Below are 26315 nucleotides of genomic sequence, written 5' to 3'. Positions count from 1 at the left end.
CCGATCCTGTTCGGAAGTGGCAGGCGGCTGTCCAGGTCTGGCAGTCATTGCGCGCGACCTGCGGCGCGCGCGGCGCCTTTCAGCCCACGCCGTGCGCCTGCAGCACCGCCTTCAGCCGCCGCACCTCGTGCTGCAGGTCGAGGATCAGCGCGGCGGCGTCCAGGTTCACGCCGAAGTCGCGTTCGAGCCGGCGCGCTTCGAGCGCGTGCTGCAGGTCGGTGCTGGAGAACTCCCAGCGCTCGGGCGGTGCGTCGGTCGTGGTGACCTGCACGATGCCCACTTCGACCAGCTGCACGACCCAGGCGGTGTCGGCGCCGCAGGCGTGCGCCAGTTCGTTCGCGGCCAGCGGGTGCGAGACGCCGATGGCCGTGGTGGTGGTCACGGAAGAAAAGTTCGCCATGCTCAGACTCCCAGGTGCTGGCGGGGGTTGAACGAGGAGGTCGCCTGCGCGAGTTGTGCGTAGGCGTTGCGTGCGGCCTCGCTGTCGGCGGGCGGCAGTGCGATCTCGAGCAGCAGGTACAGGTCGCCGGGCGTCTTGCCCGCGAAGCCGCGGCCCTTGAGCCGCAGTTTCATGCCGCCGCGCGCATTGGGCGGCACGGTGACCTCGACCACGCCGCCGGTGGGTGTGGGCACCTGCACCTGCCCGCCCAGCGCGGCTTCGGCCGGCGTGACGGGCAGCGTCATGTACAGGTCGCGCTCTTCCACGCGGTACAGCTTGTGCGGCGCGATGCGCACCTCGAGGTACAGGTCGCCGGCCGGCTCGCCGCCGTGGCCGGGCATGCCCTGGCCCGCGAGGCGGATGAACTGGCCGGGGTGCACGCCGGGCGGGATCTTCACGGCGAGCGTGCGGTTCTCCCATTGCGGGTGGCCCTGCGCGTCGAGTGTCTGGGCGCGCAACGTGAGCTCGCGCTCGGCGCCGTTCAGCGCGTCTTCGAGCGTGATTTCGATGGCCGCGTGGTGGTCTTCGCCGCGCGCGCGGTAGTTCTGGCGCGTGGCGCCGCGCCGCTCGGCGTCGCCGAACATCGACGAGAAGAACTCGCTGAAGTCGGCGTGGTCGGCCGGGCCCTGGCGCGGGCCGCGGTGAAACTCGTAGCCGGTGTCCCAGCCGGGCGGCGGCTCGAAGCTGCCGTCGGGCCGGCCGCCGCGCGCGACACGGTCGGCCAGCGCGTCGTAGGCGGCGCGCTTGTCCTTGTCGCCGAGCACGTCCTTGGCCTCGTTGATGTCGCGCATGCGCTGCTCGGCGTCGGGCTCCTTGCTGACGTCGGGGTGGTACTTGCGGGCGAGCTTGCGGTAGGCCTTGCGCACCTCGTCGTCGGACGCGGTGCGTTCGACGCCCAGTGCGCTGTAGTAGTCCTTGAATTCCATGGTGGGTGGTGATTCCTTTCAGGACGGCGTACAGATCAACCGGGAGCCAGGTCAGGCCAGGGCTGCTCCGCCGTCGGCTTGCCGCTGTTGCAGCGGCGTCACGGCCCATGTGGGGCCGGCACGTGTGAAGCGCAAGGGTTGCGCGTTGCCGAAGATGCTCGCATCGACCGCCACGCCCAGCAGCGCGGCCAGCGCGTAGAGCGTGCCGCCGTGCGCCACCACCAGCACCGGCGCGGGCTGCGCGGCGAGCGCGGCGGCCAGCGCCTGGCGCTTGCGGTCGACGAACTGCGCCAGCGTCTCGCCGCCCTCGGGCTCGCAGGCCCAATCGATGTTGGCCGACGAGGTGCCGATGAGCGCGCCGAAGTTGCGCTCGCGCAGGTTCTCGTGCGCGCTGGGCACGAGGCCCAGCGCGCGCGCCACGGTGTGGGCGGTGTCGAAGGCACGGCGCGCGTCGCTGCACACGATGGCGCCGATCGGCTCGCCGGCCAGCAGCTCGGCCGCCTGCACCGCCTGCTGCTCGCCGAGCGCGCTCAGGGGCTCGTCGGGCGCCTGGAAGACGCGCAGCGCGTTGCGCCCGGTCTGGCCGTGGCGCAGGAAGTAGAAGTGGTCGCAGGCCGGGGCGAGCGGCTGCTCGGCGGCCAGCCGGTTCAGCAGGTCGATGCCTGTAGCGGCGTGGGCGGGAAAAGGAACGGTGCTCGAGGACATGGTTCAGTACGCCAGCTGCAGCGGCTTGCCTTCGCGCTGCGCCTGCACGTCGGCCGGGTGGAAGGGCAGCGGATGCCACTGCTTGGCCGCGAACAGCGGCAATTGGTCGTAGGCGCGCGGCGAGGCCGGGTCGCTGCTCTGGCCGTAGGTGAGCAGGCCTTGCGCCACGGGGCCGCGCGCGTCGAAGGTCACGACCTGCATGTAGCTGCTGCCGTAGTTGATGGCGTAGCCCTTCGGGTCGATCAGCGGCTGGCCCTGCGATTCGAGCTTGTTGAGCACGCCTTCGAACTCGTCGCCGCCGGGCAGTGCGATCTTCTGGCCGCGCACGGTGCGCGATTGCGGCACGCCCAGCGCCACGTCGGGGGCGAAGCCGGCGGTGCGCACGATGCCGACCGCGTCGCCCAGCGCCTTGAACACCGCCTCGCGCGTGGCGGGCGTGGCCATGTCCAGGCCGGTGGGCGTGGTCACGGGCTGCGCCGGGTCGAAGGGCACGCGCCAGACCTTCGGTAGGTCCTTGGTCTTGCGCCAGAACTCGCGGAACAGCGCCGCGCCCTTCGACTCGGCGTTGCTGGTGCGGTCCCAGGCGGAGAGCACGCGGCAGCCCAGGGCCTGGTCGGCGCTCAGCGCGGCGCCGGTGGCGGTGGCGGTGCACGCGGCCTTCAGGTCGTCCATCACCAGCATGCCGGCGAGGTTCCTGTCGCGGAAGATCACGCTGCGCAGCTCGGCCGCGCCCATGCGGTTGCCGGGCAGGCCGTCGGTGCCGGCCAGGCGGCCTTCGATTTCCATGATGCCGCTGCGCGTGCGCAGCCGCTGCGGCACGCCGACGGGACCGACCAGCGGCGACACGCCGGCCATCGGCGGCACGCGCGGGTTGCTGAGCCAGAAGCTGTCGTTGCTGTTCTGCACCCAGTCGGGCGTGACGACGACGGGCATGCGGGCCGGCGCGATGATGCCCGGCGCGGCGGCGCTGGGGTCGCGGTGCCAGGCGCAGGCGCTGCGCGAGCCGTCCAGCACGGGCAGGCCGGCGGCGTTGAGCAGCGCGGCGGCGGCCGGCGAGGGCGCGCAGGCCTTGAGCATCTCGGCCGACACGTCGGGCACCACCGACAGGTCGGCGTACATCGCGTTGCCTTCGCGGTCGGCCGCCAGGGTGTTGATCCACGGGATGCCCTGGTTGCCCATGGCGGCGCGCAGCTCGGCGACGTTGCGGGCCCGGCCCATCTTCATCCAGCTTTCGGCCGAGCGCACGTTGAGCGTGTTGGCGTCGCGGATCGCATAGGCCTTCTGGGCGGTCCAGCCCAGGCCGGCGCGCGGCAGCGACACCACGGGGCCCCAGTCGGTCGCGTAGAAGGTGTGCTGCACGGGCGCGCCGCCCGCCGTGGCGGCAGCCGGCAGTGCGACGGTGCGCGCGACCATCTTCTTCGGCTGGCCGTCGACCCAGTACACGGTCGGGTCGTTGGGGTCGAGCTTGAGTTCGTACAGCGTGAAGCGCTTGCCGGTCGACACGGTGTGGGTCCAGGCCACGTCCTTGTTGAAGCCGATCGACACCACCGGGCTCAGGCCGCCGGTGGCGCCCATCACGTCGAGCTGGCCGGGAATGGTCAGGTGCATCTGCCAGAAGCGGTTGGTGCCGTTCCAGGGGAAGTGCGGGTTGCCCAGCAGCAGGCCCTTGCCGTCGGGCGTGGCGTTGCGCCCGAAGGCCCAGCCGTTGGAGCCCAGCTCGCCGCCTTCGGGGTTGGCGTTGAAGCTGTGGCGGCCGATCTCGGCCACCGCCTGCTCGAGCGCGACCGGCGCCGCGCCGGTCTTGGCGCCCGGTGCGGGCGGCACGGCGGCCAGCACGGCGCCGGCCAGTGCGCCCAGGCCGCCCTGGATCATCGATTGCTCGGTGGCGCGCGCCAGGTCGGCGGCCGTCATCGGGCGCACCCACGGCTTGCCGCGGCAGGCCTCGGGCAGGCCATTGGGGCCCGCGTCCTGCAGGTAGCGGTTGTAGCCCGCCACGTAGCCGCGCAGCGCGGCCTTCACCTCGTCGTTGGTGGTGGCCGCCGCGCGGGCCAGCGCCGCGTCGTCCATGTGGTAGCGCACGAACAGGTCGATCTGCGCGTTGGGCATGCGGCCCAGGCCGAAGTCGCCGGTGTTCTGCGCCCCGAGGAACTGCGCGCGGTCGCCGCGCAGCGTCAGCAGGTGCTCGGCGGTCTGGCAGACGTTGTCCTGCGCGTGCGCGTAGGCGGTGCCGTAGGCCAGGCCTTCGTAGTCGGGCGCCGTGATGTGCGCGATGCCGAAGGTGGTGCGCTCGATGCTCACGCTGCGGCTGCCGGGCGGCGGCGTGCTGGCACAGGCGCCGAGCAGGGCGACCAGGCCCAGGGAGAGGGCCGTCAACGAGAACCGGGAGCGCGAGGTGTTCGAAGTCATGGGGCGGGGCGTGGTGGGGAAAAGGGTCGAAAAAGAGGGACCGATTAGAGGATGAACCTCCGCCGCACACTGTCGCCAGCGCGGCACGCCTTGCCACTTACCTCACCCGAACTTCATGCCCCTGGGCCGCGCCTGCAGCCGGTGGATGTAGGCGTCGAGCTTCGGCCGGTTGGTGCGCCCGCCGAAGGCGCGGTGCCAGATGAGCATCGAGCCGATCATCACGTCGGCGGCCGTGAACTGGGCGCCGAACAGGTAGGGACCGTCGCCGAGCTCGCGTTCGACGGCGTCCTTCGCCTGCTCGAAATCGGTCCAGCCGCGTGCGCTGTTGTTGCTCTTGATCTTCAGCAGGCTGTCGCCCATCGAGGGCTCGAGCTGCGCGGTCGAATAGACCATGAGCGACAGGTAGCGCCCGCGCTCGGGCGTGCCCACGGCCGGCGCCAGGCGCTTGCCGGGGTACTTCTCGGCGATGTACATGCAGATGGCCGCGTTCTCGAAGATGCGCGTGCGGCCGTCGACCAGCGCGGGCAGCTTGCCGGCCGGGTTGATCTTCAGGAACTCGGGGCGCTTGTGGGCGCCCTCCCGGATGAGGGTGGGCACGATCTCGTAGTCGACCTCGGCTTCGTCGAGCATCCACTTGGCGACCTGCGCACGGCTGCGCGGGTCGAAATACAGCTTCATCGTCATGCGGGGTCTCCTTTGTCAGGTGGGTGAGATGGGCGGGTTGTCAGAACTTGGGAATGCGCAGGGTCTTGCTGATCATCAGCGTGCCCGAGAGCGCGAACAGCAGCACCAGCGGGTGCAGCTGCCAGGGGCCGAGCGTCCAGGCGCCGCCCCACACGTGGGCGCCGAGGGCGCCCTTCGAGGCCGCGTAGGCCAGCACGCCCACCAGCACCACGCTGGTCGGGATCGGCGTGCCTTCGAAGTACTTCACCTTGTCGGCGCCGGCCGAGAGCGCCTCGGCCGTCACGTTGTAGCGTGCGAGCCGGCTCACGCCGCAGCCGACGAAATAGATGAGCACGGCGCAGTCCCAGCCGCCGTCCAGGCCGGCGGCGAAGCCGAGCGCGGCGGGCAGCACGCCGAACGAGATCACGTCGGCCAGCGAGTCGAGTTCGCGCCCGAGCGCCGACTGGGTCTGGCGCCAGCGCGCGATGCGGCCGTCGAGCACGTCGAAGATGAAGGCCGCCGGGGCGAGCGCCGCGGCCCAGTAGAAGTGCGCGAGCGACTGGCTGCGCATGAAGGCCATCGCGAAGAACACCGCCCCGACGCCGCAGGCTGCGTTGCCGAGCGTGAACACATCGGCCAGGTGAAAGCCGCGGATCATCGAGAAGTGCTTGCGGGCCGGCGGGGGCGAGGGCGTGGTCTGAAGGCGGGGAAAGCTGCGAAAGGAACCGCACCTTAACCCAAGCGCGGCCCGCTTTTTGTAGTCGCGCGCCGACGCCCCGTCGGCGCGCTCAGACGGCTGGCTGCGCCCTGGCCTCGACGATCCGTGCGAAGCGCCCGAGCAGGCCCGCCGCCGCGTCGGTGGGGCGCACGCCTTCGCGCAGCGCCGTGGCGTCGAGCCCGTCCGCGGCGAGGTCGCGGGCCAGCAGCTCGATGTAGCCGCCCATGGTCCGGGCGTCGAACTCGGGATGGAACTGCAGGCCCCAGGCCTGCGCGCCTACGCGGAAGGCGTGCACGGGTTCGTGCGCGCTGTGGGCCAGCTTCACCGCGCCCTCGGGCAGGCGCAGCGCGCTCTGCCAGTGGATCGCCTGCGCCGGGAACTGCGCGGGCAGGTCGCCCAGCAGCGCGTCGCCGGCGGCGGCCGCGTCGAGCGTGACGGTGACCGTGCCGACCTCCGGGCCTTGCGGGTGGTGCCCGGCCTCGCCGCCGAGCGCGTGCGCCAGCAGCTGGTGGCCGTAGCAGATGCCGAGCACGGGCGTGTCGCGCGCGACCAGCTCGGCAAGCCAGGCGGCGGTGGTTTCGCTCCAGGGCTCGCGGTGCGACACCATCGCGTGCGAGCCGGTGACGACCACGCCCGCGACTTGGCCGGGCGCGGGCAGCGTGTCGCCGCGGCGCGGGTCGACCACCACGAGGGGCAGGGTCTGCGTGCCGAGGCCGTCGGCGATCCAGTGCTCGAAGTCGCCGCGGCCTTCGCGCAGCGCGTCATGGGTGTCACCGACCTTGACGATGACCAGGGGATACGGGGGCGTGCTGTGCATGGCGTCGATCATGCCGCAGCGCACCGTGCGCCGGTCAGCGCCGGGACGATTCCCGACGGTGCAGCAGGTCCATGAAGGCGCGGCCCACGGGCGAGGGCGAGCGCCCTGCGCGCGTGACCAGCCCGATGGGCCGTGACATCAGCGGGCGCTGCAGCGGCACGGTGGCCAGCTCGTCGTTCTGCGACAGCTGCAGCGCGAGCCGGGGCAGGGCGGTGAGCCCCAGCCCGGCCGCGACCAGCGCGCCCGCCACGGCCACGCTCGGGTATTCGAGCGCGGGCTGCACCTGCAGGCCACGCTGCAGGAAGGCGGCGTCGGTGATCGGGCGGATGCTGCTCTGGAAGCTGCTCGCAATGAAGGGCCGCGTCGCGAACACCGACCACGACACCGAGGCGCGCGCGGCCAGCGGGTCGTCGCGCCGGCACAGCAGCACGAAGGGGTCGTCGCGCAGGTGGCGGTACAGCAGGGGCTCGTGCGCGCCGGGGCGCACGCTGAGGCCGAAGTCGGCACGGCCTTCGTCCACCGCGGCGCGCACCGCCTCGGCCGGCCCTTCGATCAGCGAGAACTGCACCTGCGGATGCTGCTGGCGGAACTCGGCAATGGCGCCGGGCAGCAGCGCCACGCCGGTCGAGGGCAGCGCCGCAATGGTCAGGTGGCCGCTGCGGCCTTCGAGGAACTGCGACAGCTCGCTGAACGAGCTGTTGAAGTTCTCCAGGATGCGCAGCGCGATCGGCAGCAGCTCGCGCCCCGCCGGCGTGAGCTCCACGTGCCGCGTGTCGCGGTCGAACAGGCGCGCGCCCACCAGGTCTTCGACGATGCGCACCGTGCGGCTCAGCGCCGGCTGCGACACATGCAGCGCTTGCGCGGCGGCGCGGAAGTTGGTGGTCTTCGCGACTTCGACGAAGGCCTCGAGCTGCTGCAGCGTGATGTCGACTCGCACGGATGCGGCTCCCTCGGAGTGGCTGTGGATTGATCCATCCAAGTTATCACAGATATAGGAATATTGTTCTTCACAGATCAATGCGCGACGCCGAGACTGGCGCATTCGATACACGGAGACAAGGGGCCCACGCGCCCCCGTGACATGGACACCAAAATTCTGGAAGGCATCCGGGTGCTCGAGCTCGGACAGGTGCTGGCGGGGCCCTTCGCGGGCGCGATCCTGGCGGACCTCGGCGCCGACGTCGTGAAGCTCGAGCGCGTCGAGGGCGGCGACGACGCGCGCCACATGGGCCCGGCCTTTCGCCACGGCGACGCGCTCAACTTCCACGTCTTCAATCGCGGCAAGCGCTCGGTCGCCATCGACCTGAAGAGCGAAGAGGGCATGGCCGCCTTCGAGACCCTCGCGGCCGGCGCCGACATCCTCATCCACAACCTGCGACCGGGCGTCACGCAGTCGATGGGCATCGACGGCGCCTCGCTGTGCGCGCGCCACCCGCGGCTCATCTACTGCGAAATCTCGGCCTTCGGCCACACCGGCCCGCTGCGCATGCAGCCGGGCTACGAGCCGCTGATCCAGGCCTTCAGCGGGCTGTCGAGCATCAACGGCGGGCCCGACGATCCGCCGATGCGCACCGGCGCCTCGGTCTGCGACCAGGGCACCGGCATGTGGGCCGTGATCGGCGCGCTGGCGCTGCTGCAGCGGCGCCACCTCACGGGCCGGGGCGGCGTGGTGAGCACCTCGCTGCTGGAGACCGCGCTGGTCTGGACCGGCCAGAAGGCCGACGCCTATGTCAACGAAGGCCGGCTGCCCGATCGCCACCGCTCGGGCCACCCGGGCTTCGTGCCTTACGAGGCCTTCGACACCGCCGATGCGCCGCTTCTGATCTGCTGCGGCAACGACCGGCTCTTCGCCAAGTTCGCGCACGAACTCGGACGCGACGACTGGACCACCGACGCGCGCTTTGCCGGCAACCGCCAGCGGCTGCAGCACAAGGTGGCGCTGTTCGACGAGATCGGCCCGCTGCTGCGCGCGCGCACCCGCGCCGACTGGATGGCGCGCTTCACTGCCGCCGGCGTGCCCTGCGCGCCGGTGCACACCGTGCCCGAGGCCGTCGCACACCCGCAGGTCGAGGCGCTGGGCATGCTGCAAGCGGTGCCGGGCGAAGACTTCCGCCTCACGGCGCTGCCGATGTCCATCGACGGCGTGCGGCCCGCGCACCGCGCGGTCGCGCCCCGGCTGGGCGAGCACAACGCGGCGCTCGGCGCGCCGCCGGTGCCGCAGCGCGACAGCGCCTGAGCGAACGCACCCTTTCCCTTCTTAAAACTACATCCCACCGGAGACATCACCCATGCGCACTTCCATCTTCCGCCTCGGCGCGGTCCTGGCCTTCGCGGTCGCGGCGGCGGCACCTGCCCACGCGCAGGACTACCCCGCCAAGCCCCTCACCGTCGTCGTGCCCTTCGCGGCCGGCAGCGGCACCGACCAGCAGGCGCGCAGCATCGCGCAGGCGCTGACCACCGAGTACAAGGTGCCGGTGATCGTGGAGAACCGCGCGGGCGCCAGCGGCTTCCTGGCTGCGCAGTACGTCGCCAAGGCCGCGCCCGACGGCTACACGTTGCTGATGACCACCAACACCACGCACGCCGCCAACGAGCACCTGTACAAGAAGCTGCCCTACGACCCGGTGAAAGACTTCACGCCGGTCGGGCTGCTGTCCAAGGGCCACATGCTGCTGCTGGTGGGGGCCGATTCGCCGATCAAGTCGGTGGCCGATCTCGTGGCGGCGGCGAAGAAGTCGCCGGGCAAGCTCAACTTCGGCAGCGGCAGCTCGTCCAGCCGCGTGGCGAGCGAGTTGCTCAAGCAGATGGCCGGCATCGACATGGTGAACGTGCCCTACAAGAGCAACCCGATGGCCATCACCGACCTGCTGGGCGGGCAGGTCGACTTCATGTTCGCCGACGCGCCCACCGCGCTGCCGCACGTCAAGAGCGGCAAGCTGCGCGCGCTGGCCGTGAGCGGCGACAAGCGCCTGGCCGCCGTGCCCGCGCTGCCGACCGTGGCCGAGGCAGGCGTGAAGGGCTACGACATGTCGTACTGGACGGCGGTCTACCTGCCGCCGGGCGCGCCCGCGGCCGTCACGCGCAAGCTCAACGAGATGCTGGTGAAAGTGTCGGCCTCGCCGGCCATCGTCGCCTACCAGGCCATCTCCAGCGGCGAGGCCGCCACCGGCACGCCCGAGGCGCTCGCGAAGTTCCAGGCCGCCGAGTCGCAGAAGTGGGGCCGCGTGATCCGCGCCGCCGGCATCGAGCCCGAATGAGCCGCGCGATGAACACCCCGGGCACGCAGAAGAAGACCGTGCGCATCGGCGGCGCCTCGGGCTTCTGGGGCGACAGCAGCACCGGCGCGCCGCAGCTCGTGGCGCACGGCGGCATCGACTACCTCGTGTTCGACTACCTCGCCGAACTCACGATGTCGCTGCTGGCCGGCGCCAAGCTGAAGAACCCCGACGCCGGCTACGCCACCGACTTCGTCACCACCGCCATGGCCGCCGTGCTGCCCGACGTGATGCGCCAAGGCATCCGCGTGATCGCCAACGCCGGCGGCGTGAACCCGCGCGCCTGCGCTGCCGCGCTCACGCAACTGGCGGCCGGCATGGGGCTCGCGCCGCGCATCGCCGTGGTCACCGGCGACGACGCACTGCCGCATGCCGAAGCGCTGCGTGCGCAGGGCATCGGCCACATGAGCACGGGCGCACCGCTGCCCGAGCGCCTCGTGAGCGCCAACGCCTACCTGGGCGCCGTGCCGATCGCGCGGGCGCTCGATGCCGGCGCGCAGATCGTCATCACCGGCCGCTGCGTCGACAGCGCCGTCACGCTCGGCGCGCTGATGCACGAATTCGGCTGGGCCGACGACGACTGTGACCGCCTCGCGGGCGGCAGCCTGGCCGGCCACATCATCGAATGCGGCGCACAAGCCACCGGCGGCCTGCACACCGACTGGGAGCAGGTGCCCGACTGGGCCCACATCGGCTACCCGGTGGTCGAATGCGCGGCCGACGGCAGCTTCGTCGTCGGCAAGCCGCCCGGCACCGGCGGGCTGGTGAGCCGCGCCACCGTGGGCGAACAGCTGCTGTACGAGATCGGCGACCCCGCGGCCTACCTGCTGCCCGACGTGACCTGCGACTTTCGCACCGTGCAGATCGAGGCCGTGGGCGTGGAGCTGGTGCGCGTCTCGGGCGCGAAAGGACGTGCGCCCTCGGGCCGCTACAAGGTCACGGCCACCTACGCCGCGGGCTACCGCTGCAACGCCGAGCTGCTGATCGTCGGCTTCGACGCCGCCGCCAAGGCGCGGCGCAGCGGCGAGGCGATGCTGCGCCGCACGCGCGACCTGTTCGTGCAGCGCGGCTGGGCCGACTTCTCGGCCACCCACATCGACGTGCTGGGCGCCGAGCAGTGCTACGGCCCGCACGCCACCGCCCAGCCGCCGCGCCAGGCGGTGCTGCGCGTGGCCGTGACGCACGCGGACAAGGCGCCGCTCGAACTCTTCGCGCGCGAGATCTCGGCGGCCGGCACCTCGTGGGCGCCCGGCACCACGGGCCTGGGCGGCGGGCGGCCGTCGGTGGCGCTGTCGATCCGGCAGTTTCCGCTGCTCGTGGACAAGGCGCTGTTCACGCCCGTGGTCGAGATGGCGGGCGAGTCGTGGCCCGTGGCGGTGAGGGCGCAGGCGGCGGAGGTCGCCATGGCCGATGACGTGGCGCCGCAGGCAGACGCCGCCGACCCGGACACGGATGACGAATGGCTCGAGGTGCCGCTGATCCGCCTGGCCTATGGCCGCAGCGGCGACAAGGGCGACGTCTCGAACATCGGCATCCTCGCGCGCGAGCCGCGCTTCCTGCCCGTGCTGCGCGCGCAGCTCAGCGCGCAGGCCGTGCGCGCCTACATGGCGCACCTGGTCGAAGGCGAGGTGACGCGCTACGAGCTGCCCGGTATCGGCGCCTTCAACTTCGTCTGCGAAGCGGCGCTGGGCGGCGGCGGCATGGCGTCGCTGCGCACCGACCCGCTGGGCAAGAGCATGGCGCAGATCCTGTTGTCGATGCCGGTGCGCATCGCGGCCCGCCGGTTGCGCGCGGCCTGAGCCGACGCGTCGCCGGGCCCGCGTTTTCAGCGCGGGCCCACGCCATCGCGCATCGCTTTCGGATTCGTCCGATGGCCTGCCTCGGTGGTTTTTCCTAGAGTGCTTCGTTCCCTGAGCGCTGGCCGTTTTCCGGCCGGCCCGCTCTTCCTTCTCTTCGCCAGATGGCTGCCTTTTTTCTGAAGGCGCTCGAAGCACGCCATGTCCTTGTCCAGATTCCTTTCCTTCCATCCCCGCCTGCGCGCGGGCCGCTGGGTGCTTGCCGCCTCCACGCTGGTCGCGGGCTGTGGCCCCGTCGCGGTCACGTCGTACGTGCCGCTGCCGCCGATGCCGCCGCCTTCCGAACCGATGAACATGGCCGTACCCGTCGCGGTGTCGGCAACGAGCTCGCGCAAGGGGGCTGTGTACCGGCCCGCGCCCGCGGTGGTGCCCGAGCTGGCGCAGGTCGTGTTCTTCCGCCGCGCCACGGCCACGCCCAGCACGGGCGCGGCGCATGTGTATGTCGACGGCGAGTTCCATGCCGCGTTGATGCCCAACGGCTTCACGCGCCTGTGCGTGGCGCCGGGCGCGCACTCGCTGGAGGCCTACATCGACGACGCGCCGCTCTACGCGGGCAAGTCGCAACCGAAGACGCAGGCCGTGCTCGAAGGCGGGCAGACGGTGTTCGTGGCCGTGTCGGAAATGGGCGAGGGCGCGCCGGTGCCCCACGGCAGGGTCGCGGCCGAGCGCCTGCTCAAGAGCGCGCGCGAGCAGCGCCAGGTGATCAGCCGCGCGGTCCGCGTGCAGCCCTGCCGCGAGCCTTCGCAGCCCGCCCGCCGGGCCTGACACCCGCCCGACGACCTTCAGCGGATGTGCGTCGCGTAGGCCGCCTCGGCGGCCTCCAGCTGCGTCCAGAAGCCTTGCGGCGCGCGCCCGTGCAGCACCTCGTCAAGCACGCCCAGGTGCGCGTGCCAGCCGCTGGCCACGCTCAACGTTTCCTTGCGGTCGGGCAGGCGGCGGTGCGTGAGCACCAGGTGCGTCGCTTGCGCGCCCTGCGGCGACAGTTCGAAGCTGACCTCGGACGCGTCCTCGCGCTCGCTGCCCCAGCTGATGACCAGCAGGGTCGGCGGCTCGATGCGCAGCACGCGCGAGTGCTGCACGTGGGTCTCGCGGTAGGCCGCGAAGCGCTCGGGCGCGACCTCGCCCGACAGCTCGGTGTGCTGGAAGCGCAGCTCGAACACCGCGCCCGGCGCCTGCGCCATGGTGCCGCCGGCCAGCCAGCTGCGGCGCTTTTCCGGGTCGACGAGGTAGGTCCACACGCGGTCGATGGGGCCGGGCAGGGTGCGCTCGATGCGCAGGGTGCCGGGCTCGGTCTGCGTGCCCAGGCTGTGCTTCAGGGTCGTAGTCATGGGGCGGTGCTCCTTGGGTAGGTGAAGAGAGAGAAGGCGTTCACACGCGGCTGTCGCCGGCATCGCGCCGCAGCGCATCCGCCAGCGCGTCCAGGCGGTGGTTCCAGAAGACTTCGTACGCGCGCAGCCACGCATCGGCCGTGGCGAGCGCCGCCGGTTCCAGCCGGCACACGTGCGCGCGGCCCTGCACGGTGCGCGACACCAGCCCCGCGCGCTCCAGCGTCTTGACGTGCTTGGAGGCGCCCGCGAAGGACATGCGAAACGGCGCGCCCAGCTCGCCCACGCTGCACTCGCCCTGCGCGAGCAGCTGCAGCATGGTGCGCCGCGTGCTGTCGGCCAGGGCGTGGAACACGGCGTCGAGCCGTTCGTCTTCGATTTCAAGTTCAACCATGAAGTTGAATATAGATCGGTCGCGAAGAAAATTCAACCCGAAGGTTGAATGACGAAATGGCGTTACACCTGATACACCCGGGACGCCGTGCGCGCCCCGGGCGCTGGAAGCGCAGCGGCGGCGCTCCTACGATGCCTTTCATTCCATCCACTCGCGAAAAGAAAGACGCACGCACATGAACCCTCTGATCCAGCGCCGCACCCTGTTGCTCGCCGCCGCCGTGACCCCGCTTGCCGGCGCCTGCAGCGCATGGCAGAAGAAGGGCGCGCAGTCGGACGCCGAAACGCAGCTCGCCGAACTCGAGCGCGCCTGCGGCGGGCGCCTGGGCGTGTCGGGCTTCCACACCGGCAGCGGCGCGCGCCTGCAGCACCGTGCGCACGAGCGCTTTCCGCTGTGCAGCACCTTCAAGCTGGTGCTCGCCGCGGCCGTGCTCGAACGCAGCGCGACCGACGCCAGCCTGCTCGGGCGCCGCGTCAGCGTCGGCAAGGGCGACCTGGTGTCGCACTCGCCGGTCGCCGAGAAGCACCTCGCCACCGGCATGACCGTGAACGAGATGTGCGCCGCCACCATGCAGTACAGCGACAACGCCGCGGCCAACCTGCTGCTGAAGGTGCTGGGCGGTCCGGCCGCCGTCACCGCGTTCGCGCGGCGCATCGGCGACACGACCTTCCGCCTCGACCGCACCGAGCCCGAGCTGAACACCGCCATTCCCGGCGACCCGCGCGACACGACCAGCCCCGCGGCCATGGCCGACACGGTGCAGCGGCTGGCGCTGGGCGATGCGCTCGGCGCGCCGCAGCGCGAGCAGATGCGCGAATGGCTGCTCGGCAACACCACCAGCACCGAGCGCTTCCTGGCCGGCGTGCCCAAAGGCTGGCGTGTGGGCGACAAGACCGGCGCGGGCTCGTACGGCTCCACCAACGACGTCGGCGTGCTGTGGCCGCCGTCGGGCGCGCCGCTGGTGCTGTCGGTCTACCTGACCTTCCCCGACAAGGACGCCAAGGGTCGCAACGACGTGGTCGCCTCGGCCACGCGCATCGCGGTTAAGGCCCTGGCAGGCTGAGTCGGCGAGGGGGCCACAATGGGCGCCCCCATCTTTCCCCGGCCGCCCCATGGACCTGAGGTCTCTTCGCTATTTCATCGCGGTGCTCGAAGCCGGCAGCCTGTCGCGCGCGGCGGCGTCGCTGTACGTGGCGCAGCCCGCGCTGACCGCGCAGATCAAGAAGCTCGAGGCCGAACTCGGCACGCAGCTGTTCGACCGCTCGCACGTGGGCGTCACGCCCACGGCCGCGGGGCTGCAGCTGTACCAGGACGCGCGGCGCTTGCTGTCGGATGCCGCGGCCATGCGCGAACGGCTGCAGCGCGCGCCCGACGGGCCTGAGGGCTCGGTCACGGTGGCGGTGCCGTTCCTGCTGGCTTCGCTGCTGCTCGGGCCCGTGCTGGCGCGGCTGAAGCAGTCGCACCCGCGCATTCGCGTGTTCGTGATCGACGACCTGAGCCTGATGGTGCGCAAGGCCATGGTCGATCGCCGCGCCGACATCGGCCTGCTGGTCGACACCCCCAGCGTCGAGGGGCTGGACGTGCGTCCCTTCGTGCGCGAAGGGATGTTTCTCTGCGGCTTCGATGCGAAGGGCGAGGTGGCGGCACTGCTCGGAAAAAGTGCGAAGGGTGGGCGCGCGAAGAAGGGCGCACCGGTGCGTCCCACGGTGCCTTTCGCACGCGCCGCGAGCCTGCCGCTGGTGCTGCAGTCGCGCCGCTTCAGCATCCGCCAGCGCGTCGAGGCGGCGGCCGAGGCGGTGGGCGTGGAACTCAACGTGGTGCACGAGCACGACTCGGCGCGCGTGCTGCGCTCGCTGTACCTTGCGGGCGCGGGCTTCACGGTCACGCCCGCCTGCGCGCTCGCGGACGGGCCGGGCGACCAGCCGAACTGGTTGATCGCACGCATCGTCGAGCCCGAGCTGGCGCGCACCTACCACCTGGCCACGCCGGCCGGCAAGGCGCCCGATGCGGCCACGCAGGTCGTGAGACAGGCGCTGGCCGACGAGGCACGCTCGATGATCGCCTCGGGCCGCTGGGACGCGCAGTTCCTGGGCGACGGCAAGGCGTAGCCATCGCGGGCAGGAGGATCGCCCGCCGGGGCCATCATCTTTTGTGATGGCCGCGCATCAGCAATCGGTATTTGTTGTGCGGCGGCGTTGTTTGCGAAAGTTCTCCCCACGGTGCACAGGCACCGGCCTCAAGGAGACAACTTGCCCTCACTTTCGCCCGAGGTCGCCAACGTCGGCGAACTCGCATCCCGCGCCGCCCGCCTGCATGCGCGGCAGATCGCCGTGACCACGCCGCAGCGCGCCTGCACCTACGAACAGCTCGACCGGCGCGCCAACCGCTTGGCCAATGCCCTGCGCGGGCTCGGCCTGCAGCGCGGCGACCGCGTGGGCGTGTACCTGCCCAACTGCGTCGAGATCGTCGAGCTGGAGCTGGCCTGCTACAAGGCCGCGTTGGTGAAGGCGCCGATGAACGCGCGGCTCGCGCCGGTCGAGGTGGCCGAGGTCATCGAGAACAGCGACGCCGCGTTGATCGTCACCACCGCCGCACGCGCCGAGACCTTCCTGCCGCTCCTGAAAGGCGCGGCCCCGAAGCTGCTGCTGCTCGACGCGGCCGAAGGCACGCCCGCCTCCTACGAAGGCCAGCTGGCGCGCGCGAGCGACGCCTTCACCTGCGAGCGCGTGCGCGCCGACGAGTTGGCCGTGCTGCACTACACCTCGGGCTCCAGCGGCGTGCTCAAGGCCGCGATGCAGACCTTCGGCAACCGGCTGGCCCAGCTGCGCAAGTTCCTCTCGCGCAGCGAAGGCCTGCGCCCCGGCGACCTGCTGGGGCTGGTGGGGCCGATCACGCACGCCTCGGGCATGCAGATCGTGCCGGCGCTGTGCAGCGGCGCGACCATCCGTCTGTTCACGGGCTTCGAGCCCGCGCGCTTCCTGGACGACATGAAGAAGGAGCGCGTGACCCACACCTTCATGGTGCCCACCATGATCAACATGCTGCTGGCCGAGCTGCAGGGCCGCTACCGGCCGCTGCCCGACCTGCAGCGCTTGGGCTATGGCGCCGCGCCGATGGCGCCCGCGCGGATCATGCAGGCGATGGACGTGTTCGGCCCGGTGCTGTCGCAGGGCTACGGCGCGGGCGAGACCACCTCGGGCGTGTGCGGCCTCTCGGTGGAAGACCACCTGTTCGCGCGCGCCGCCATGCCCGAGCGGCTGGCCTCGTGCGGCCGGCCTTTCCTCGAATCGCTGGTGGAGATCGTCGACGACGAAGGCCAGCCGGTCGCGCCCGGCGAGGTGGGCGAGATCGTGGTGAGCGGCGAGGACATCTTCGCCGGCTACTGGCGCGCGCCCGAGCTCACGGCCGAGGTGCTCAAAGAGGGCCGCTACCACACGGGCGACCTCGCGCGCGCCGATGACGAGGGCTACATCTACATCGTCGATCGCAAGAAGGACATGGTCATCAGCGGCGGCTTCAACGTGTACCCCTCGGAGGTCGAGGCCGTGCTGTACCAGCACGCGGCGGTGGCCGAGGCCTGCGTGTTCAGCGTGCCCGACGACAAGTGGGGCGAGGCGGTGGCCGCGCACATCGTGCTGAAGCCGGGCGCCTCGCCCGACACGGCCGGGCTCGACGACTTCTGCGCCGCGCGGCTCGCGGGCTTCAAGCGGCCGCGCCGCATCGAGTTCGTCGAGTCGCTGCTGAAGAACGCCAACGGCAAGGTCGCGCGCAAGGCGATCCAGACGCCGTACTGGGCCGGCCACGCGCGGCGCGTCAATTGAACAAGAGCGAAGAGAACGACATGGACACCACGCTGACCCCTTCCGCCGGACCCACCGAGGCTTCGGCCATCCGCGCACCGCTGTTCGACGGCCCCTTCGAAGGCTCACCGCGCGCGGCCGAACTGATCGCCCGCATCGGCGACTTCCTGAACGGTGAACTGGCCGACCTGGTGCGCGAGAAGGGCATCGACCACGAGCACGGCCCCGACAAGGAGACGCTGCGCCACGTCTGGCGCCGCTCGCACGCGATGGGCTTCTACGGCATGACGCTGCCGCCGGCGATGGGCGGCCTGGGCCTGTCGCTGCTCGACCATGTGCTGGTGAAGGAATCGATCTACGCCAGCGGCTCGCCGCTCGCGCCGCATGTGTTCGGCGAACTCAGCGGGCCGCCGCGCGTCGGCGCATTGGCCAAGTTCGCGACGCCGGAACAGATGGCGAAGTTCATCCGTCCGGTGGCGCAAGCCGAGAAGGCGATCTGCTTCGCGCTCACCGAAGCCGAGGCCGGCTCCGATGCCGGCGCGGTGCAGACGCAGGCGCGGCGCGAGGGCGACGTGTATGTGCTGAACGGGCGCAAGCGCTTCATCTCGGGCTCGCCGTTTGCCGATCTCGCGGTGCTCATGGCGTCCACCTCGGACGATCCGGCGCGCCGCGAAGTGACGGCGTTCTTCGTCGACCTGACGCAGCCGGGCGTCGAGGTGCAGGCGGGCTACAAGACCATGGCGGGCCAGTCGACCACGGGCGACATCGTGCTCACCGATTGCCGTGTGCCGGCCGCGAACCTCATCGGCGAGCCCGGCAAGGGGCTGGCGCTGGCGCTGGGGCGCATCACGGTCAACCGGCTGCTGCACTGCCCGGGCATGGTGGGGCTGGCGACCGTGGCGCTGAAGGACGCACGCGACTACGCGCGCACGCGCCGCCAGTTCGGCCGCGCCATCGCGCAGTTCCAGGCGATCCAGCATTCGCTGGCCGACATGGCGACGCAGCTGTGCGCGGCGCGCGCGCTGATGCTGTCGACCGCGCGGCAGATCGACGCCGGTGGCGACCCGCGCGCCGAGGCCTCGATGGCCAAGCTGTTCTGCTCGGAGGCCGCGTTCCGCGTGGCCGACGCGGCGGTGCAGATCCACGGCGGCGAAGGCATCGTGCAGGGGCGGCGTGTGGAGTTTTTGTTCCGCATGCTGCGCATGTACCGCGTGCTCACGGGCACGAGCGAGATCCAGAAGAACATCATCGCGCGCGAGCTGATCGGCGATGCGGCCTGAGGCCGAAGCAGACAATCAGGAGACAAGACAAGCCATGACGCTCATCAATGCCAATCGCCGCGCGCTGTGCGGTGCGATCGCGGCCTCGGCGCTGCTGCCGGCCGTTGCTCGCGCAGCTGGCGCGAACGCCTCCGCCTGGCGGCCGACCCGCCCGGTCAAGTGGGTCGTGCCGTACCTGGCCGGCACCGGCCCGGACAACGCCGCGCGCATCCTCGCGGAAGCGCTCGGCCCCTTGCTGGGGCAGCCGGTCGTCATCGAGAACCGGGGCGGCGCGGCCGGCAACATCGGCGCGCGCCAGGTCGCGCGCGCCGCGCCCGACGGCTACACCTGGATCTACTCGAGCGCGCCCATGGCCGCTCAAGGACTTCCGCCACATCATGCGGCTGACCACCTCCGACGTGCTGCTGGTGGTGAATGCGGGCTCGGGCATCCAGACCCTGCAGGAGCTGGTGGCGCGTGCGCGCGCCAACCCCGGCAAGCTCGACTACGCCTCGGGCGGCGTCGGCACGCCCTCGCACCTGGGCGTGGAGCTGTTCCTGCAGGCGGCGGGCGTGCAGGCCACGCACGTGCCGTACAAGGGCGCGTCGGAAATCGTCAACGCGGTGCTGGGCAACCAGGTGAACTTCGGCATGCCGATCTTCTCGGTGGCGCTGCCGCACGTGCAGGGTGGCAAGCTGCGCGCCCTGGGCGTGGCCGGCGCCAAGCGCAACGCGGCCTTGCCGCAGGTGCCGACGCTGGCCGAGCTGGGGCTGCGCGGCGTCGAGCTCACGTCGTGGGGCGGTGTCTCGGTGCCGGCAGGCACGCCCGACGCGATCGCTGCGCGCATCTACGAGGTGTTCGGCCAGGCGCTGAAGCAGCCGTCGGTGATCGCCGCGCTGACGGAGCTGGGCAGCGAGGTGAGCCCGTCGACGACCGAGGCCTACGTGCAGGGCTTCGCGAGCGAGATGGAACTGACCGAGCGGATGATGAAGACCGCGAAGCTGCAGCCGTTGTAAGAGGCAGGCTTCAGAGCACGAACCACCCCACGGCCACGTAGTGGCTCGTGGTGCCGGCCAACACGAACAGGTGCCAGGCGCCGTGCGCGTGGCGCAACCCCCGCCGGTTGCGATAGAACACCGTGCCCACCGTGTAGAGCACGCCGCCCGCGACCAGCCAGGCCAGGCCCGTGGCGTGCAGCTTGGCCGCCAGCGGCGCGGCAGCCAGCACGCCGAGCCAGCCCATGCCGATGTACAGCGGCAGCGAAGGCTTCTTCGCCGTGCCGGTCTCGGCGGGTTTCAGTTCGCGCCAGATGCCGAAGCACGCCGCGCTCCAGATCACCGCGAGCAGCAGCCAGCCCCAGGGGCCTTGCAGCGTGACGAGCGCGAAGGGTGTGTAGGTGCCCGCGATGAGCAGGAAGATCGCGCAGTGGTCGGCGCGCTCCCACAGGCGCTTGCTGCGGCCGCGCGTGCTGTGAAAGAGCGTGGAGGCCGCGTACAGCGCCACGGCCGAGAGCGAGAACACCAGCCCGCCCGCGATGCGCGCCGGGTCGCCCGTGGGCAGCGTCTTGGCGAGCAGCAGCGCGGCCGCCGGCAGCGCGAGCAGCAGGCCGAACAGGTGGCTGTAGCCGTTGAGTCGTTCGCCGGGGTACATGAGGTGCGGTGAGGAAGTGGGCGCGTCGGGCGCACGCGGATGCTAGGGAAGGGCCATGACTGCCCCGTGACCGGGCAAACCCTGTCTGGATTCTGGTTGCAAATGTTTACATTCAGCGGCCGGGATGCGTTCCCGACACCCGCCGCGTGCTTTGGCGCACCCGCGCCGGCGGGCCTTCTCACCGTGAGGGACTGCCGATGAAAAAACGTTTGATGTCGTGGCGCCGGGCTGCTGTCCTGTGCGTCGCCATGGGGAGCGCCGCTGTCGCTTGTGCGCAGGTGCAGCAGTTCAAGTGGGGGCATATCTATGAGCCCGCGAGCATCTTTCACCAGCAGGCCGAACTGGCGGCGCGCAAGATCGCCGAGCAGTCCGAGGGCAAGATCAAGATCGAGGTGGTGCCCGCCTCGAAGCTGGGGCAGGAGCGCGACTACGCGCTGATGCTCGCCAACGATTCCATGCAGATCGCCTACGTCGGCCAGGCCACGCTGGCCGAGGGCTATCCGCCGCTGGGCCTGGGCAGCTACCCCTTCGCCTTCAAGGACCTGGACCACGTGCGCAAGTACCTCGCGAGCCCGCTGCTCGCGGACCTGATGAAGGGCTACAACGAACGCAGCGGCAACCGCATGGTCGCGTCGGTCTACTACGGCGCGCGGCAGGTGACCTCGGGCAAGCCGCTGCAGCGCCCCGAGGACTTCCGCGACCTGCGCCTGTACGTGCCCGACGCCGCGGCCTACCAGCTCTTCGCCACCGCGCTCGACGCCAAGCCCGTGTCGCTGCCGTTCAACAGCCTGTACGGCGCGCTCAAGAAGAACGAGGTCGAGGCGCAGGAGCATCCGCTGGGCACGGTGCGCGCCAAGCAGCTGTACGAGGTACAGAAGTACGTGCAGCTCACGGGCCACATCTACGACACGCTGGGCATCGTCATCGGCAAGGCCGCCTGGGCCCGCCTCACGCCGGCGCAGCAGGCGATGGTGGAGAAGACGCTGGCCGACACGGCGAAGTGGACCAACGTCGGCGTGATCGCCAGCGAGCTGGAAGACGAGCAGTTCCTGCGCGGCAAGGGCATGACGGTGCAGCCGGTCAACCGCCTGCCGCTGCTGGAGCGCGTGACGAAGCGCTCCTCGCCCGAGCAGATGGGCGCGCGGCCGGGCGATTTCGCCAAGTTGCAGGCGCTGGCAGGAGCGGCGAACTAACCGGCCCGCTGCCGGTAGCCGCGCGGCGTGCTGCCGGTCCACGTGCGAAAGGCGCGGTGGAAGGCCGGCGTGTTGTCGAAGCCGACCGAGGCGGCGATGCGGTCGATGGGTTCGCGCGTTTTCACCAGGCGCTGGATCGCGAGGTCGCGGCGCACCTCCTCCTTCAGTGCGCGAAAGCTGGTGCCCTCGGCCGCGAGCTGGCGCGACAGCGCACGCTCCGACATGTGCACCGCGCGCGCCGCCGCGCCCAGCGTGGCATCCGAGGCGAGGTGCGCGGCGACGAACTCACGCACCGTGGCGCTGGTGGTGTCGTGGTCGAAGGTGACGAAGATCCAGTCGTCGGGCGCGCGGCGCACGAAGTCGAGCAGCTCGGCGCGCGTGCGCTGGAAGGTCTGGCGCAGCACGGGTTCGGCAAAGCGCACAGACGAGGTGTCCTGCTCGAACTGCAGCGGGCCGGGGAACAGGTTGGCGTACTCGTCGAAGCGCGCCGGGCGCGGGAACGCAAAGCCGACGCCCAGCACCGGCAGCTGCCGGCCCATGAGCCACGAGGCCACGCCGTGGATCAGCTTGACCATCAGCGCATGGCCGAAGGGCGTGGTGGGCCACGCGGCGGCTTCGGGGTGCGGCGCGATGGCGATCGTGGCCACGCCGTGGGCGCGCGTCATGCGCAGGCGGTGGTCGTCCAGCAGCAGGTTCCAGAAGCGCGTGAAGCGGTACATGGCGACCATCAGCGAGGGCGCATCGAGCAGGCTGAGCCCGAGGTACTTGAGCGCACCCGCGCGGATCGGGCGCGACCACAGGCCCAGCATCTCGTCGCCCATGAAGAGCGACACGCACTCGTACATGCGAACGAACTGCTCGCGCGTGACGCGCGCGCCGTCCTGGCGCAGCAGCTGCGGCGAGAGGCCGGCCTGCGCGGCCAGCAGGTCGATGTCGCGCGGGCTCAACTGGCGGCGCGCGCCGCTCAGCAGGTGCTGCAGGAAGCTGACGGCGACGGTGGCGCGCTCTGGCGGCATGACGGGTTCAAATGACGGTTGGCGGAATCTGCAAATGAATGGGCGCGATCTGCAAGCAATGGCGCGGTGCCCAGGGCTATCGTAGCCCTGAAGCGCCCCATTCCGGTGGCGGAACCCGCAACAACCCAAGGAGCCCTGCCGTGATCGAACGGAACGTCACCCTGCACATGGACGAAGAGGTCGCCGTCGTGACCCTGAACCGTCCCGCCAAACGCAACGCCATCGACGAGGCCACGCTGGCCGCGCTGGACGCCGTGTTCAGTGCGCTGCCGCGCGAGGCCAAGGCCGTGGTGCTGACCGGCGCGGGGCCGCATTTCTGTGCCGGGCTCGACCTCAAGGAACACCACGACAAGGAACGCACGGCGGTCGACTTCATGCGCGTGTGCCAGCGCTGGCACAGCACCTTCGACAAGATCCAGTACGGCGGCATCCCGGTGGTCGCGGCGCTGCATGGCGCAGTGGTCGGCGGCGGGCTCGAACTGGCGGCGGCCACGCACGTGCGCGTGGCCGACCCGTCGACCTACTTCGCGCTGCCCGAGGGGCAGAAGGGCATCTTCACGGGCGGCGGCGCGACGGTGCGCGTGGCACGCATCATCACGCCGGGCCGCATGGTCGAGATGATGCTCACCGGCCGCGTGCTCGACGCCCGCGCCGGCAAGACGCTGGGCCTGGCGCACGAGATCGCCGCACCCGGCGAGAGCCTGCGTGCCGCGATGGTGCTGGCCAAGCGCGTGGCGAAGAACGCGGCGCTGTCGAACTACGCGATGGTCACGTCGATCAGCCGCATCGCCGACATGTCGGCCACCGACGGCATGTTCGCCGAGTCGCTGATGGCGGCGGTGGTGCAGACCGGCGGGGAAGTGCAGACGCGGCTGGGGGCGTTCGTCGACAAGTCGCTCGCCAAGGTCACGCCCGAACAGGTCGCGGGCTGAGGCCCGGCTTCAGGCCTCGAAGGCGCGCCGCAGTTCGCTCGACAGCGTGCCCGCCAGCGCCTCGCGCTGCGGCGCGGGGCGCCAGAAGCTGCGCGTGAGGGCGCCGGTCGATTCCCACTCGGGATGGCTGCGCGCCGGCTGCACGGCGCGCACGGCGCCGGCGGCGGCACGCATCAGCGTGTCGTCCTCGTCCGCCGACGGAGCCTCGGCCCGGATGCGTTCCACGGCCGCATGGCCGCGCCGCTCCAGTGCCTGCGCCAGCTGCAGCTGCCATGCCGCGAGCGTGAACAGCACGCTGTCTTCCACCGTGAGCTCGTGCATGTCGCGCAGCTTGTTGGCCAGCTTGCGGCCCAGCGGCCCCCAGCCCTGCGACACCGCGCCGCCGATGGCGCCGCCCAATGCCGCGCCCGCGCCCAGCGACAGGCCCGCCACCGCGAGGTCGGCCACCACGCCCACGGCGGCGCCGATGACGGCGCCCTTGCCCAGGCGCAGGCCCGCGTCCTTCATCGCCTCGGGGTTGAAGAAGTCGAGCGTCCAGCGGCCTTCGATGATCGGCAGCGGCGCTTCGTCGGCGTCGCCCTGGCGAAAGCCGTAGAGCGCGAGCAGGTCGTCGGTGCAGCGCTGGGCCTTGTCGAACACGTCCTTCTGCACGCCGGCGACCAGCGCCTGGCGGCGCGTTGGGTCGGCGAACTCGGCGGCGGGCACGGTGCGGCGGATGGACGCGGCGTCGACCAGCAGGTCCGCGATGCGCGTGCAGGCCGACTGGCGGCGCGCGTCGGCCTCGGCGTCGAGCGCGTCGACCACGCCGCGCAGCGCGTCGCGGCGGTCGCGCAGCAGGGTGGCCAGGTCGTTGTAGAGGTCGTGCTCGGCGCCCACGAACGGCGCCGCCGCATCGAAGCGCACCTGCACGTGCAGGCCGTAGGCCGAGAGCAGTTCTTTCCAGGCCGGCTCGCGGCTGGCGGCGTCGCGTACGAAGTTGAGCACCGGCAGCACCGGGCGCGCGCAGGAGTTCAGGAGCTCGATCTCGTCGCGGAACTTGGGCAGCACCGGCTCGCGCACGTCGATCACGAGAAAGGCGGCGTCGATGTCGAGCATCGCGCGCAGCACCTTGGCCTCCTGCTCGAACACGCCGTGCGCCTCGGGGCCCTGCAGAAAGCGGCGGATGCGCTCGGGCGGCGTGGCCTGCTGGGCGGCGTCGAGGCCGGCCAGGTGCTCGCGCAGCGCGACCGCATCTTCGAGGCCCGGCGTGTCGAGGAAGCGCACGGCGGGCTGGCCGTTCACCTCGAGATCGACCGACTCGACATGGCGCGTGGTGCCCGGGCGCTGCGACACCTCGCCGAAGTTCACGCGCCGCGTGAGCGTGCGCAGCAGCGAGGTCTTGCCCGCGTTGGTGTGGCCGACGACGGCAATGCGGATCGGAGTCGGGGTGGTCATGCGGTGGCGGTGCCTTCCGTGAAGACGGCATCGAGCCGGTCGCTCGCCACGACGTGGGCCAGCCCGGCGTCGCGCAGCCAGTCGCGCCAGCGCTGCGTGGCGGCGGCGTTGGGCGCGTCGGCCAGCCAGAGGCGGCATTCGCCGCAATGCGCCAGCACCTCGCGCAGGAAGCGCTCGGTGCCGCGGTCGGGGCTCGAGGCCGCATGGCAGACCAGCAGCACGGTGCGCGGGTGGAGCTGCGCAAGCTGGTCGAGCAGCGCGCGGCGCGCCGGGGCGCTGCCGTCGATGCGGACTGCCGATGCCGGCAGGCCGGCGGGCGGCCGGGGCAGGTCGGGCGGCAGCTCGAAGCCGACGACGAACAGGCCGTCGTGCTGCTCGGAGGCCGGCAGGCCCGTGGGCGCAGCGGGGTGCGCGCGGCCCGGGTCGGCGTCGACGATGGCGGGCGGCGCCAGCGCGGCGAAGCGGGCCAGCAGCTTGCGGTAGTAGGGCGCCTGCCAGTCGGGCTGCAGGGCGGGGCGGCGTTGGCGGCAGACCGCGGCGCTCAGCAGCACCAGCACCAGGCGCGGCAGCAGGCCGTACACCGCGATGCAGCCAGTGAGCCACAGCGCCCAGGTGCGCTGGGCCGCAGCGACGGGGGTGGCCGATTGCACGGTGGCCGCATCGGGCACGGGAAAGCCGAACTGCGCCGGCAGCCAGCCCAGCGCCTGCACCACGCGCACGAAGAAGGCGGGCTCGAGGATGGTGGTTTCCCAGCTCAGCGTGTAGCTGCGAAAGGCGAGGGCGAACAGCATCGCCGCCAGCACCACGGCGAACGACAGCGCCCAGATGCCGTGGCTCACGAGTCCGAAGGCCCAGGGCAGCAACCGCGCACGCGTGAGCAGCCCCGTGGCCGCGCGCACCAGTAGCGGCGCCTGCCCGCGCTGGCCGCCCGCCACGCGCGCCGTGAGCGACAGCCACAGCCAGCCCAGCGAAGCCGTGCCGAAGGTGCCCGACGGCAGCCACAGGCCGGCCAGCCACAGCGCCAGCGTGAGCGCATGCAGGCCCAACAAGCTGACGAGCGCGACGATCACGTTGATGTGGCGATCGTTGCCGCCGACCACCTGACCGGCGAGGCCCAGGCCCGCGATCACGACCAGCGCCACCAGCGCCAGCAGCACCCACGGCGCCCATTGCCGGCCGCGCGCGAGTTCGGCCTGCAGGCCCATGCGCTCGCCGAGCTGGCGGGCGCGTTCAACGATGCGGGTGGGGCCGTCGGCTGCGCGCGAGGCCGCGGTGCGAAGGGTCGACGCGTCGTCGAGCGGGCCGTTCTGTTCGGTCCATCGGACCGCCTCGGTGATCACCGCATCCGGAAAAGCAGGTGCGCGCAGCGCGGTGGTGGTGATCAACAGGGTCCCTTCTTCTTCGCCAATGACGCCCCGGCGCGGCAAAGCGGCGGCGGGGCGCGCAAATTATGCCCGGCGCATGCAGAAGGCCTGCCCAAGAGAAACGGGGCCGCGAACGGCCCCGT

The 26315-nt window shown here is 71.5% G+C and carries 24 protein-coding genes and 1 pseudogene; 11 read left to right on the top strand and 14 right to left on the bottom strand.

Annotated features, from left to right (window positions below; all coding sequences use genetic code 11):
* Positions 1–79 precede the first annotated feature (79 nt).
* The 8 genes from FFI97_RS10115 to FFI97_RS10080 form a co-directional block, all read right to left on the bottom strand.
* Positions 80–400, bottom strand: a complete 321-nt coding sequence (locus tag FFI97_RS10115; RefSeq protein WP_062481866.1) for a chaperone modulator CbpM — start codon at positions 398–400, stop codon at positions 80–82.
* 2 nt (positions 401–402) lie between these two features.
* Positions 403–1365, bottom strand: coding sequence for a DnaJ C-terminal domain-containing protein (locus FFI97_RS10110; protein WP_139706374.1), 963 nt, complete (start codon positions 1363–1365; stop codon positions 403–405).
* Between the two features lie 51 nt (positions 1366–1416).
* On the bottom strand, positions 1417–2070 hold the full coding sequence (locus FFI97_RS10105; protein WP_144004418.1) for a histidine phosphatase family protein: 654 nt from the start codon (positions 2068–2070) through the stop codon (positions 1417–1419).
* A 3-nt stretch (positions 2071–2073) separates the two neighbouring features.
* Positions 2074–4476, bottom strand: coding sequence for a penicillin acylase family protein (locus FFI97_RS10100; RefSeq protein ID WP_139706372.1), 2403 nt, complete (start codon positions 4474–4476; stop codon positions 2074–2076).
* Positions 4477–4578: 102 nt separating this feature from the next.
* Positions 4579–5160, bottom strand: coding sequence for a glutathione S-transferase family protein (locus FFI97_RS10095; protein ID WP_139706370.1), 582 nt, complete (start codon positions 5158–5160; stop codon positions 4579–4581).
* A 40-nt stretch (positions 5161–5200) separates the two neighbouring features.
* Positions 5201–5797, bottom strand: a complete 597-nt coding sequence (locus FFI97_RS10090; protein ID WP_139706368.1) for a CDP-alcohol phosphatidyltransferase family protein — start codon at positions 5795–5797, stop codon at positions 5201–5203.
* A 130-nt stretch (positions 5798–5927) separates the two neighbouring features.
* A complete protein-coding gene (locus FFI97_RS10085) occupies positions 5928–6674 on the bottom strand; it encodes a glutamine amidotransferase (protein ID WP_139706389.1) in 747 nt (248 codons plus the stop codon).
* Between the two features lie 34 nt (positions 6675–6708).
* The gene (locus FFI97_RS10080) at positions 6709–7611 is read right to left on the bottom strand and encodes a LysR family transcriptional regulator (protein ID WP_062475596.1); all 903 of its coding nucleotides are present in this window, start codon (positions 7609–7611) and stop codon (positions 6709–6711) included.
* Positions 7612–7755: 144 nt separating this feature from the next.
* On the opposite strand from FFI97_RS10080, the gene FFI97_RS10075 reads away from it, so the two are divergent.
* The 4 genes from FFI97_RS10075 to FFI97_RS10060 all read left to right on the top strand — a co-directional run bounded on the left by FFI97_RS10075 (position 7756) and on the right by FFI97_RS10060 (position 12570).
* Positions 7756–8910: a CaiB/BaiF CoA transferase family protein gene (locus FFI97_RS10075; RefSeq protein ID WP_139706365.1), complete on the top strand. Its 1155-nt coding sequence runs from the start codon at positions 7756–7758 to the stop codon at positions 8908–8910.
* A 52-nt stretch (positions 8911–8962) separates the two neighbouring features.
* Positions 8963–9931, top strand: coding sequence for a Bug family tripartite tricarboxylate transporter substrate binding protein (locus FFI97_RS10070; RefSeq protein ID WP_139706364.1), 969 nt, complete (start codon positions 8963–8965; stop codon positions 9929–9931).
* 8 nt (positions 9932–9939) lie between these two features.
* A complete protein-coding gene (locus FFI97_RS10065) occupies positions 9940–11748 on the top strand; it encodes an acyclic terpene utilization AtuA family protein (protein WP_144004417.1) in 1809 nt (602 codons plus the stop codon).
* A gap of 198 nt (positions 11749–11946) precedes the next feature.
* The gene (locus FFI97_RS10060; RefSeq protein WP_139706363.1) at positions 11947–12570 is read left to right on the top strand and encodes a hypothetical protein; all 624 of its coding nucleotides are present in this window, start codon (positions 11947–11949) and stop codon (positions 12568–12570) included.
* 17 nt (positions 12571–12587) lie between these two features.
* Here FFI97_RS10060 and FFI97_RS10055 read toward each other — a convergent pair whose 3' ends face one another.
* Both FFI97_RS10055 and FFI97_RS10050 read right to left on the bottom strand, forming a co-directional pair.
* Entirely contained in the window at positions 12588–13133 is a 546-nt protein-coding gene (locus FFI97_RS10055) for an SRPBCC family protein (protein WP_095744932.1), read from the bottom strand.
* 40 nt (positions 13134–13173) lie between these two features.
* Positions 13174–13524: an ArsR/SmtB family transcription factor gene (locus tag FFI97_RS10050; protein ID WP_139706362.1), complete on the bottom strand. Its 351-nt coding sequence runs from the start codon at positions 13522–13524 to the stop codon at positions 13174–13176.
* A gap of 175 nt (positions 13525–13699) precedes the next feature.
* On the opposite strand from FFI97_RS10050, the gene bla reads away from it, so the two are divergent.
* The 5 genes and pseudogenes from bla (at position 13700) to FFI97_RS10025 (ending at position 19599) form a co-directional block, all read left to right on the top strand.
* Entirely contained in the window at positions 13700–14587 is an 888-nt protein-coding gene (gene bla, locus FFI97_RS10045) for a class A beta-lactamase (protein ID WP_139706361.1), read from the top strand.
* Positions 14588–14636: 49 nt separating this feature from the next.
* Positions 14637–15632, top strand: coding sequence for a LysR family transcriptional regulator (locus FFI97_RS10040; protein ID WP_144004416.1), 996 nt, complete (start codon positions 14637–14639; stop codon positions 15630–15632).
* A 141-nt stretch (positions 15633–15773) separates the two neighbouring features.
* Positions 15774–17345, top strand: coding sequence for an AMP-binding protein (locus FFI97_RS10035; RefSeq protein WP_139706187.1), 1572 nt, complete (start codon positions 15774–15776; stop codon positions 17343–17345).
* Between the two features lie 20 nt (positions 17346–17365).
* Positions 17366–18604, top strand: coding sequence for an acyl-CoA dehydrogenase family protein (locus FFI97_RS10030; protein WP_139706195.1), 1239 nt, complete (start codon positions 17366–17368; stop codon positions 18602–18604).
* Positions 18605–18638: 34 nt separating this feature from the next.
* Positions 18639–19599 (top strand): annotated as a pseudogene (locus FFI97_RS10025) (tripartite tricarboxylate transporter substrate binding protein).
* A 10-nt stretch (positions 19600–19609) separates the two neighbouring features.
* On the opposite strand, the gene trhA reads toward FFI97_RS10025, so the two are convergent.
* Complete coding sequence (gene trhA / locus FFI97_RS10020; RefSeq protein WP_139706185.1) at positions 19610–20233, bottom strand: PAQR family membrane homeostasis protein TrhA; 624 nt, start codon at positions 20231–20233, stop codon at positions 19610–19612.
* Positions 20234–20430: 197 nt separating this feature from the next.
* Between trhA and FFI97_RS10015 the strand changes: the two genes are divergently transcribed.
* Complete coding sequence (locus FFI97_RS10015) at positions 20431–21426, top strand: sialic acid TRAP transporter substrate-binding protein SiaP (RefSeq protein ID WP_139706183.1); 996 nt, start codon at positions 20431–20433, stop codon at positions 21424–21426.
* Here the strand turns inward: FFI97_RS10015 and FFI97_RS10010 are convergent.
* Positions 21423–22442, bottom strand: a complete 1020-nt coding sequence (locus FFI97_RS10010; protein ID WP_139706181.1) for an AraC family transcriptional regulator — start codon at positions 22440–22442, stop codon at positions 21423–21425. The genes FFI97_RS10015 and FFI97_RS10010 overlap by 4 nt on opposite strands.
* A 140-nt stretch (positions 22443–22582) precedes the next feature.
* On the opposite strand from FFI97_RS10010, the gene FFI97_RS10005 reads away from it, so the two are divergent.
* Positions 22583–23374 (top strand): crotonase/enoyl-CoA hydratase family protein, encoded by a 792-nt coding sequence (locus FFI97_RS10005; protein WP_255221122.1) that lies wholly within the window; start codon positions 22583–22585, stop codon positions 23372–23374.
* Positions 23375–23383: 9 nt separating this feature from the next.
* Here the strand turns inward: FFI97_RS10005 and FFI97_RS10000 are convergent, their stop codons facing one another.
* Together FFI97_RS10000 and FFI97_RS09995 are read right to left on the bottom strand one after the other, a co-directional pair.
* Positions 23384–24808, bottom strand: coding sequence for a GTPase/DUF3482 domain-containing protein (locus FFI97_RS10000; RefSeq protein ID WP_144004415.1), 1425 nt, complete (start codon positions 24806–24808; stop codon positions 23384–23386).
* A complete protein-coding gene (locus FFI97_RS09995; protein WP_260684950.1) occupies positions 24805–26193 on the bottom strand; it encodes a DUF2868 domain-containing protein in 1389 nt (462 codons plus the stop codon). Before FFI97_RS09995 ends, FFI97_RS10000 begins: the two co-directional genes overlap by 4 nt.
* Between the last annotated feature and the right edge of the window lie 122 nt (positions 26194–26315).

It is taken from the genome of Variovorax sp. KBS0712, from assembly GCF_006323185.2.
GTDB lineage: Bacteria > Pseudomonadota > Gammaproteobacteria > Burkholderiales > Burkholderiaceae_C > Variovorax > Variovorax boronicumulans.
The sequence above is the reverse complement of the archived record's forward strand: the minus strand, read 5'-3'. Positions and strand labels throughout refer to the sequence as shown.

Coding starts and splice junctions, on each gene's coding strand:
- FFI97_RS10010 (WP_139706181.1), bottom strand. CDS start 22,442: ATGCCGCCAGAGCGCGCCACCGTCGCCGTCAGCTTCCTGCAGCACCTG.
- FFI97_RS10075 (WP_139706365.1), top strand. CDS start 7,756: ATGGACACCAAAATTCTGGAAGGCATCCGGGTGCTCGAGCTCGGACAG.
- trhA (WP_139706185.1), bottom strand. CDS start 20,233: ATGTACCCCGGCGAACGACTCAACGGCTACAGCCACCTGTTCGGCCTG.
- FFI97_RS10115 (WP_062481866.1), bottom strand. CDS start 400: ATGGCGAACTTTTCTTCCGTGACCACCACCACGGCCATCGGCGTCTCG.
- bla (WP_139706361.1), top strand. CDS start 13,700: ATGAACCCTCTGATCCAGCGCCGCACCCTGTTGCTCGCCGCCGCCGTG.
- FFI97_RS10105 (WP_144004418.1), bottom strand. CDS start 2,070: ATGTCCTCGAGCACCGTTCCTTTTCCCGCCCACGCCGCTACAGGCATC.
- FFI97_RS10050 (WP_139706362.1), bottom strand. CDS start 13,524: ATGGTTGAACTTGAAATCGAAGACGAACGGCTCGACGCCGTGTTCCAC.
- FFI97_RS10095 (WP_139706370.1), bottom strand. CDS start 5,160: ATGACGATGAAGCTGTATTTCGACCCGCGCAGCCGTGCGCAGGTCGCC.
- FFI97_RS10100 (WP_139706372.1), bottom strand. CDS start 4,476: ATGACTTCGAACACCTCGCGCTCCCGGTTCTCGTTGACGGCCCTCTCC.
- FFI97_RS10065 (WP_144004417.1), top strand. CDS start 9,940: ATGAACACCCCGGGCACGCAGAAGAAGACCGTGCGCATCGGCGGCGCC.
- FFI97_RS10110 (WP_139706374.1), bottom strand. CDS start 1,365: ATGGAATTCAAGGACTACTACAGCGCACTGGGCGTCGAACGCACCGCG.
- FFI97_RS10055 (WP_095744932.1), bottom strand. CDS start 13,133: ATGACTACGACCCTGAAGCACAGCCTGGGCACGCAGACCGAGCCCGGC.
- FFI97_RS10030 (WP_139706195.1), top strand. CDS start 17,366: ATGGACACCACGCTGACCCCTTCCGCCGGACCCACCGAGGCTTCGGCC.
- FFI97_RS10015 (WP_139706183.1), top strand. CDS start 20,431: ATGAAAAAACGTTTGATGTCGTGGCGCCGGGCTGCTGTCCTGTGCGTC.
- FFI97_RS10090 (WP_139706368.1), bottom strand. CDS start 5,797: ATGATCCGCGGCTTTCACCTGGCCGATGTGTTCACGCTCGGCAACGCA.
- FFI97_RS10000 (WP_144004415.1), bottom strand. CDS start 24,808: ATGACCACCCCGACTCCGATCCGCATTGCCGTCGTCGGCCACACCAAC.
- FFI97_RS10040 (WP_144004416.1), top strand. CDS start 14,637: ATGGACCTGAGGTCTCTTCGCTATTTCATCGCGGTGCTCGAAGCCGGC.
- FFI97_RS10060 (WP_139706363.1), top strand. CDS start 11,947: ATGTCCTTGTCCAGATTCCTTTCCTTCCATCCCCGCCTGCGCGCGGGC.
- FFI97_RS10085 (WP_139706389.1), bottom strand. CDS start 6,674: ATGCACAGCACGCCCCCGTATCCCCTGGTCATCGTCAAGGTCGGTGAC.
- FFI97_RS10070 (WP_139706364.1), top strand. CDS start 8,963: ATGCGCACTTCCATCTTCCGCCTCGGCGCGGTCCTGGCCTTCGCGGTC.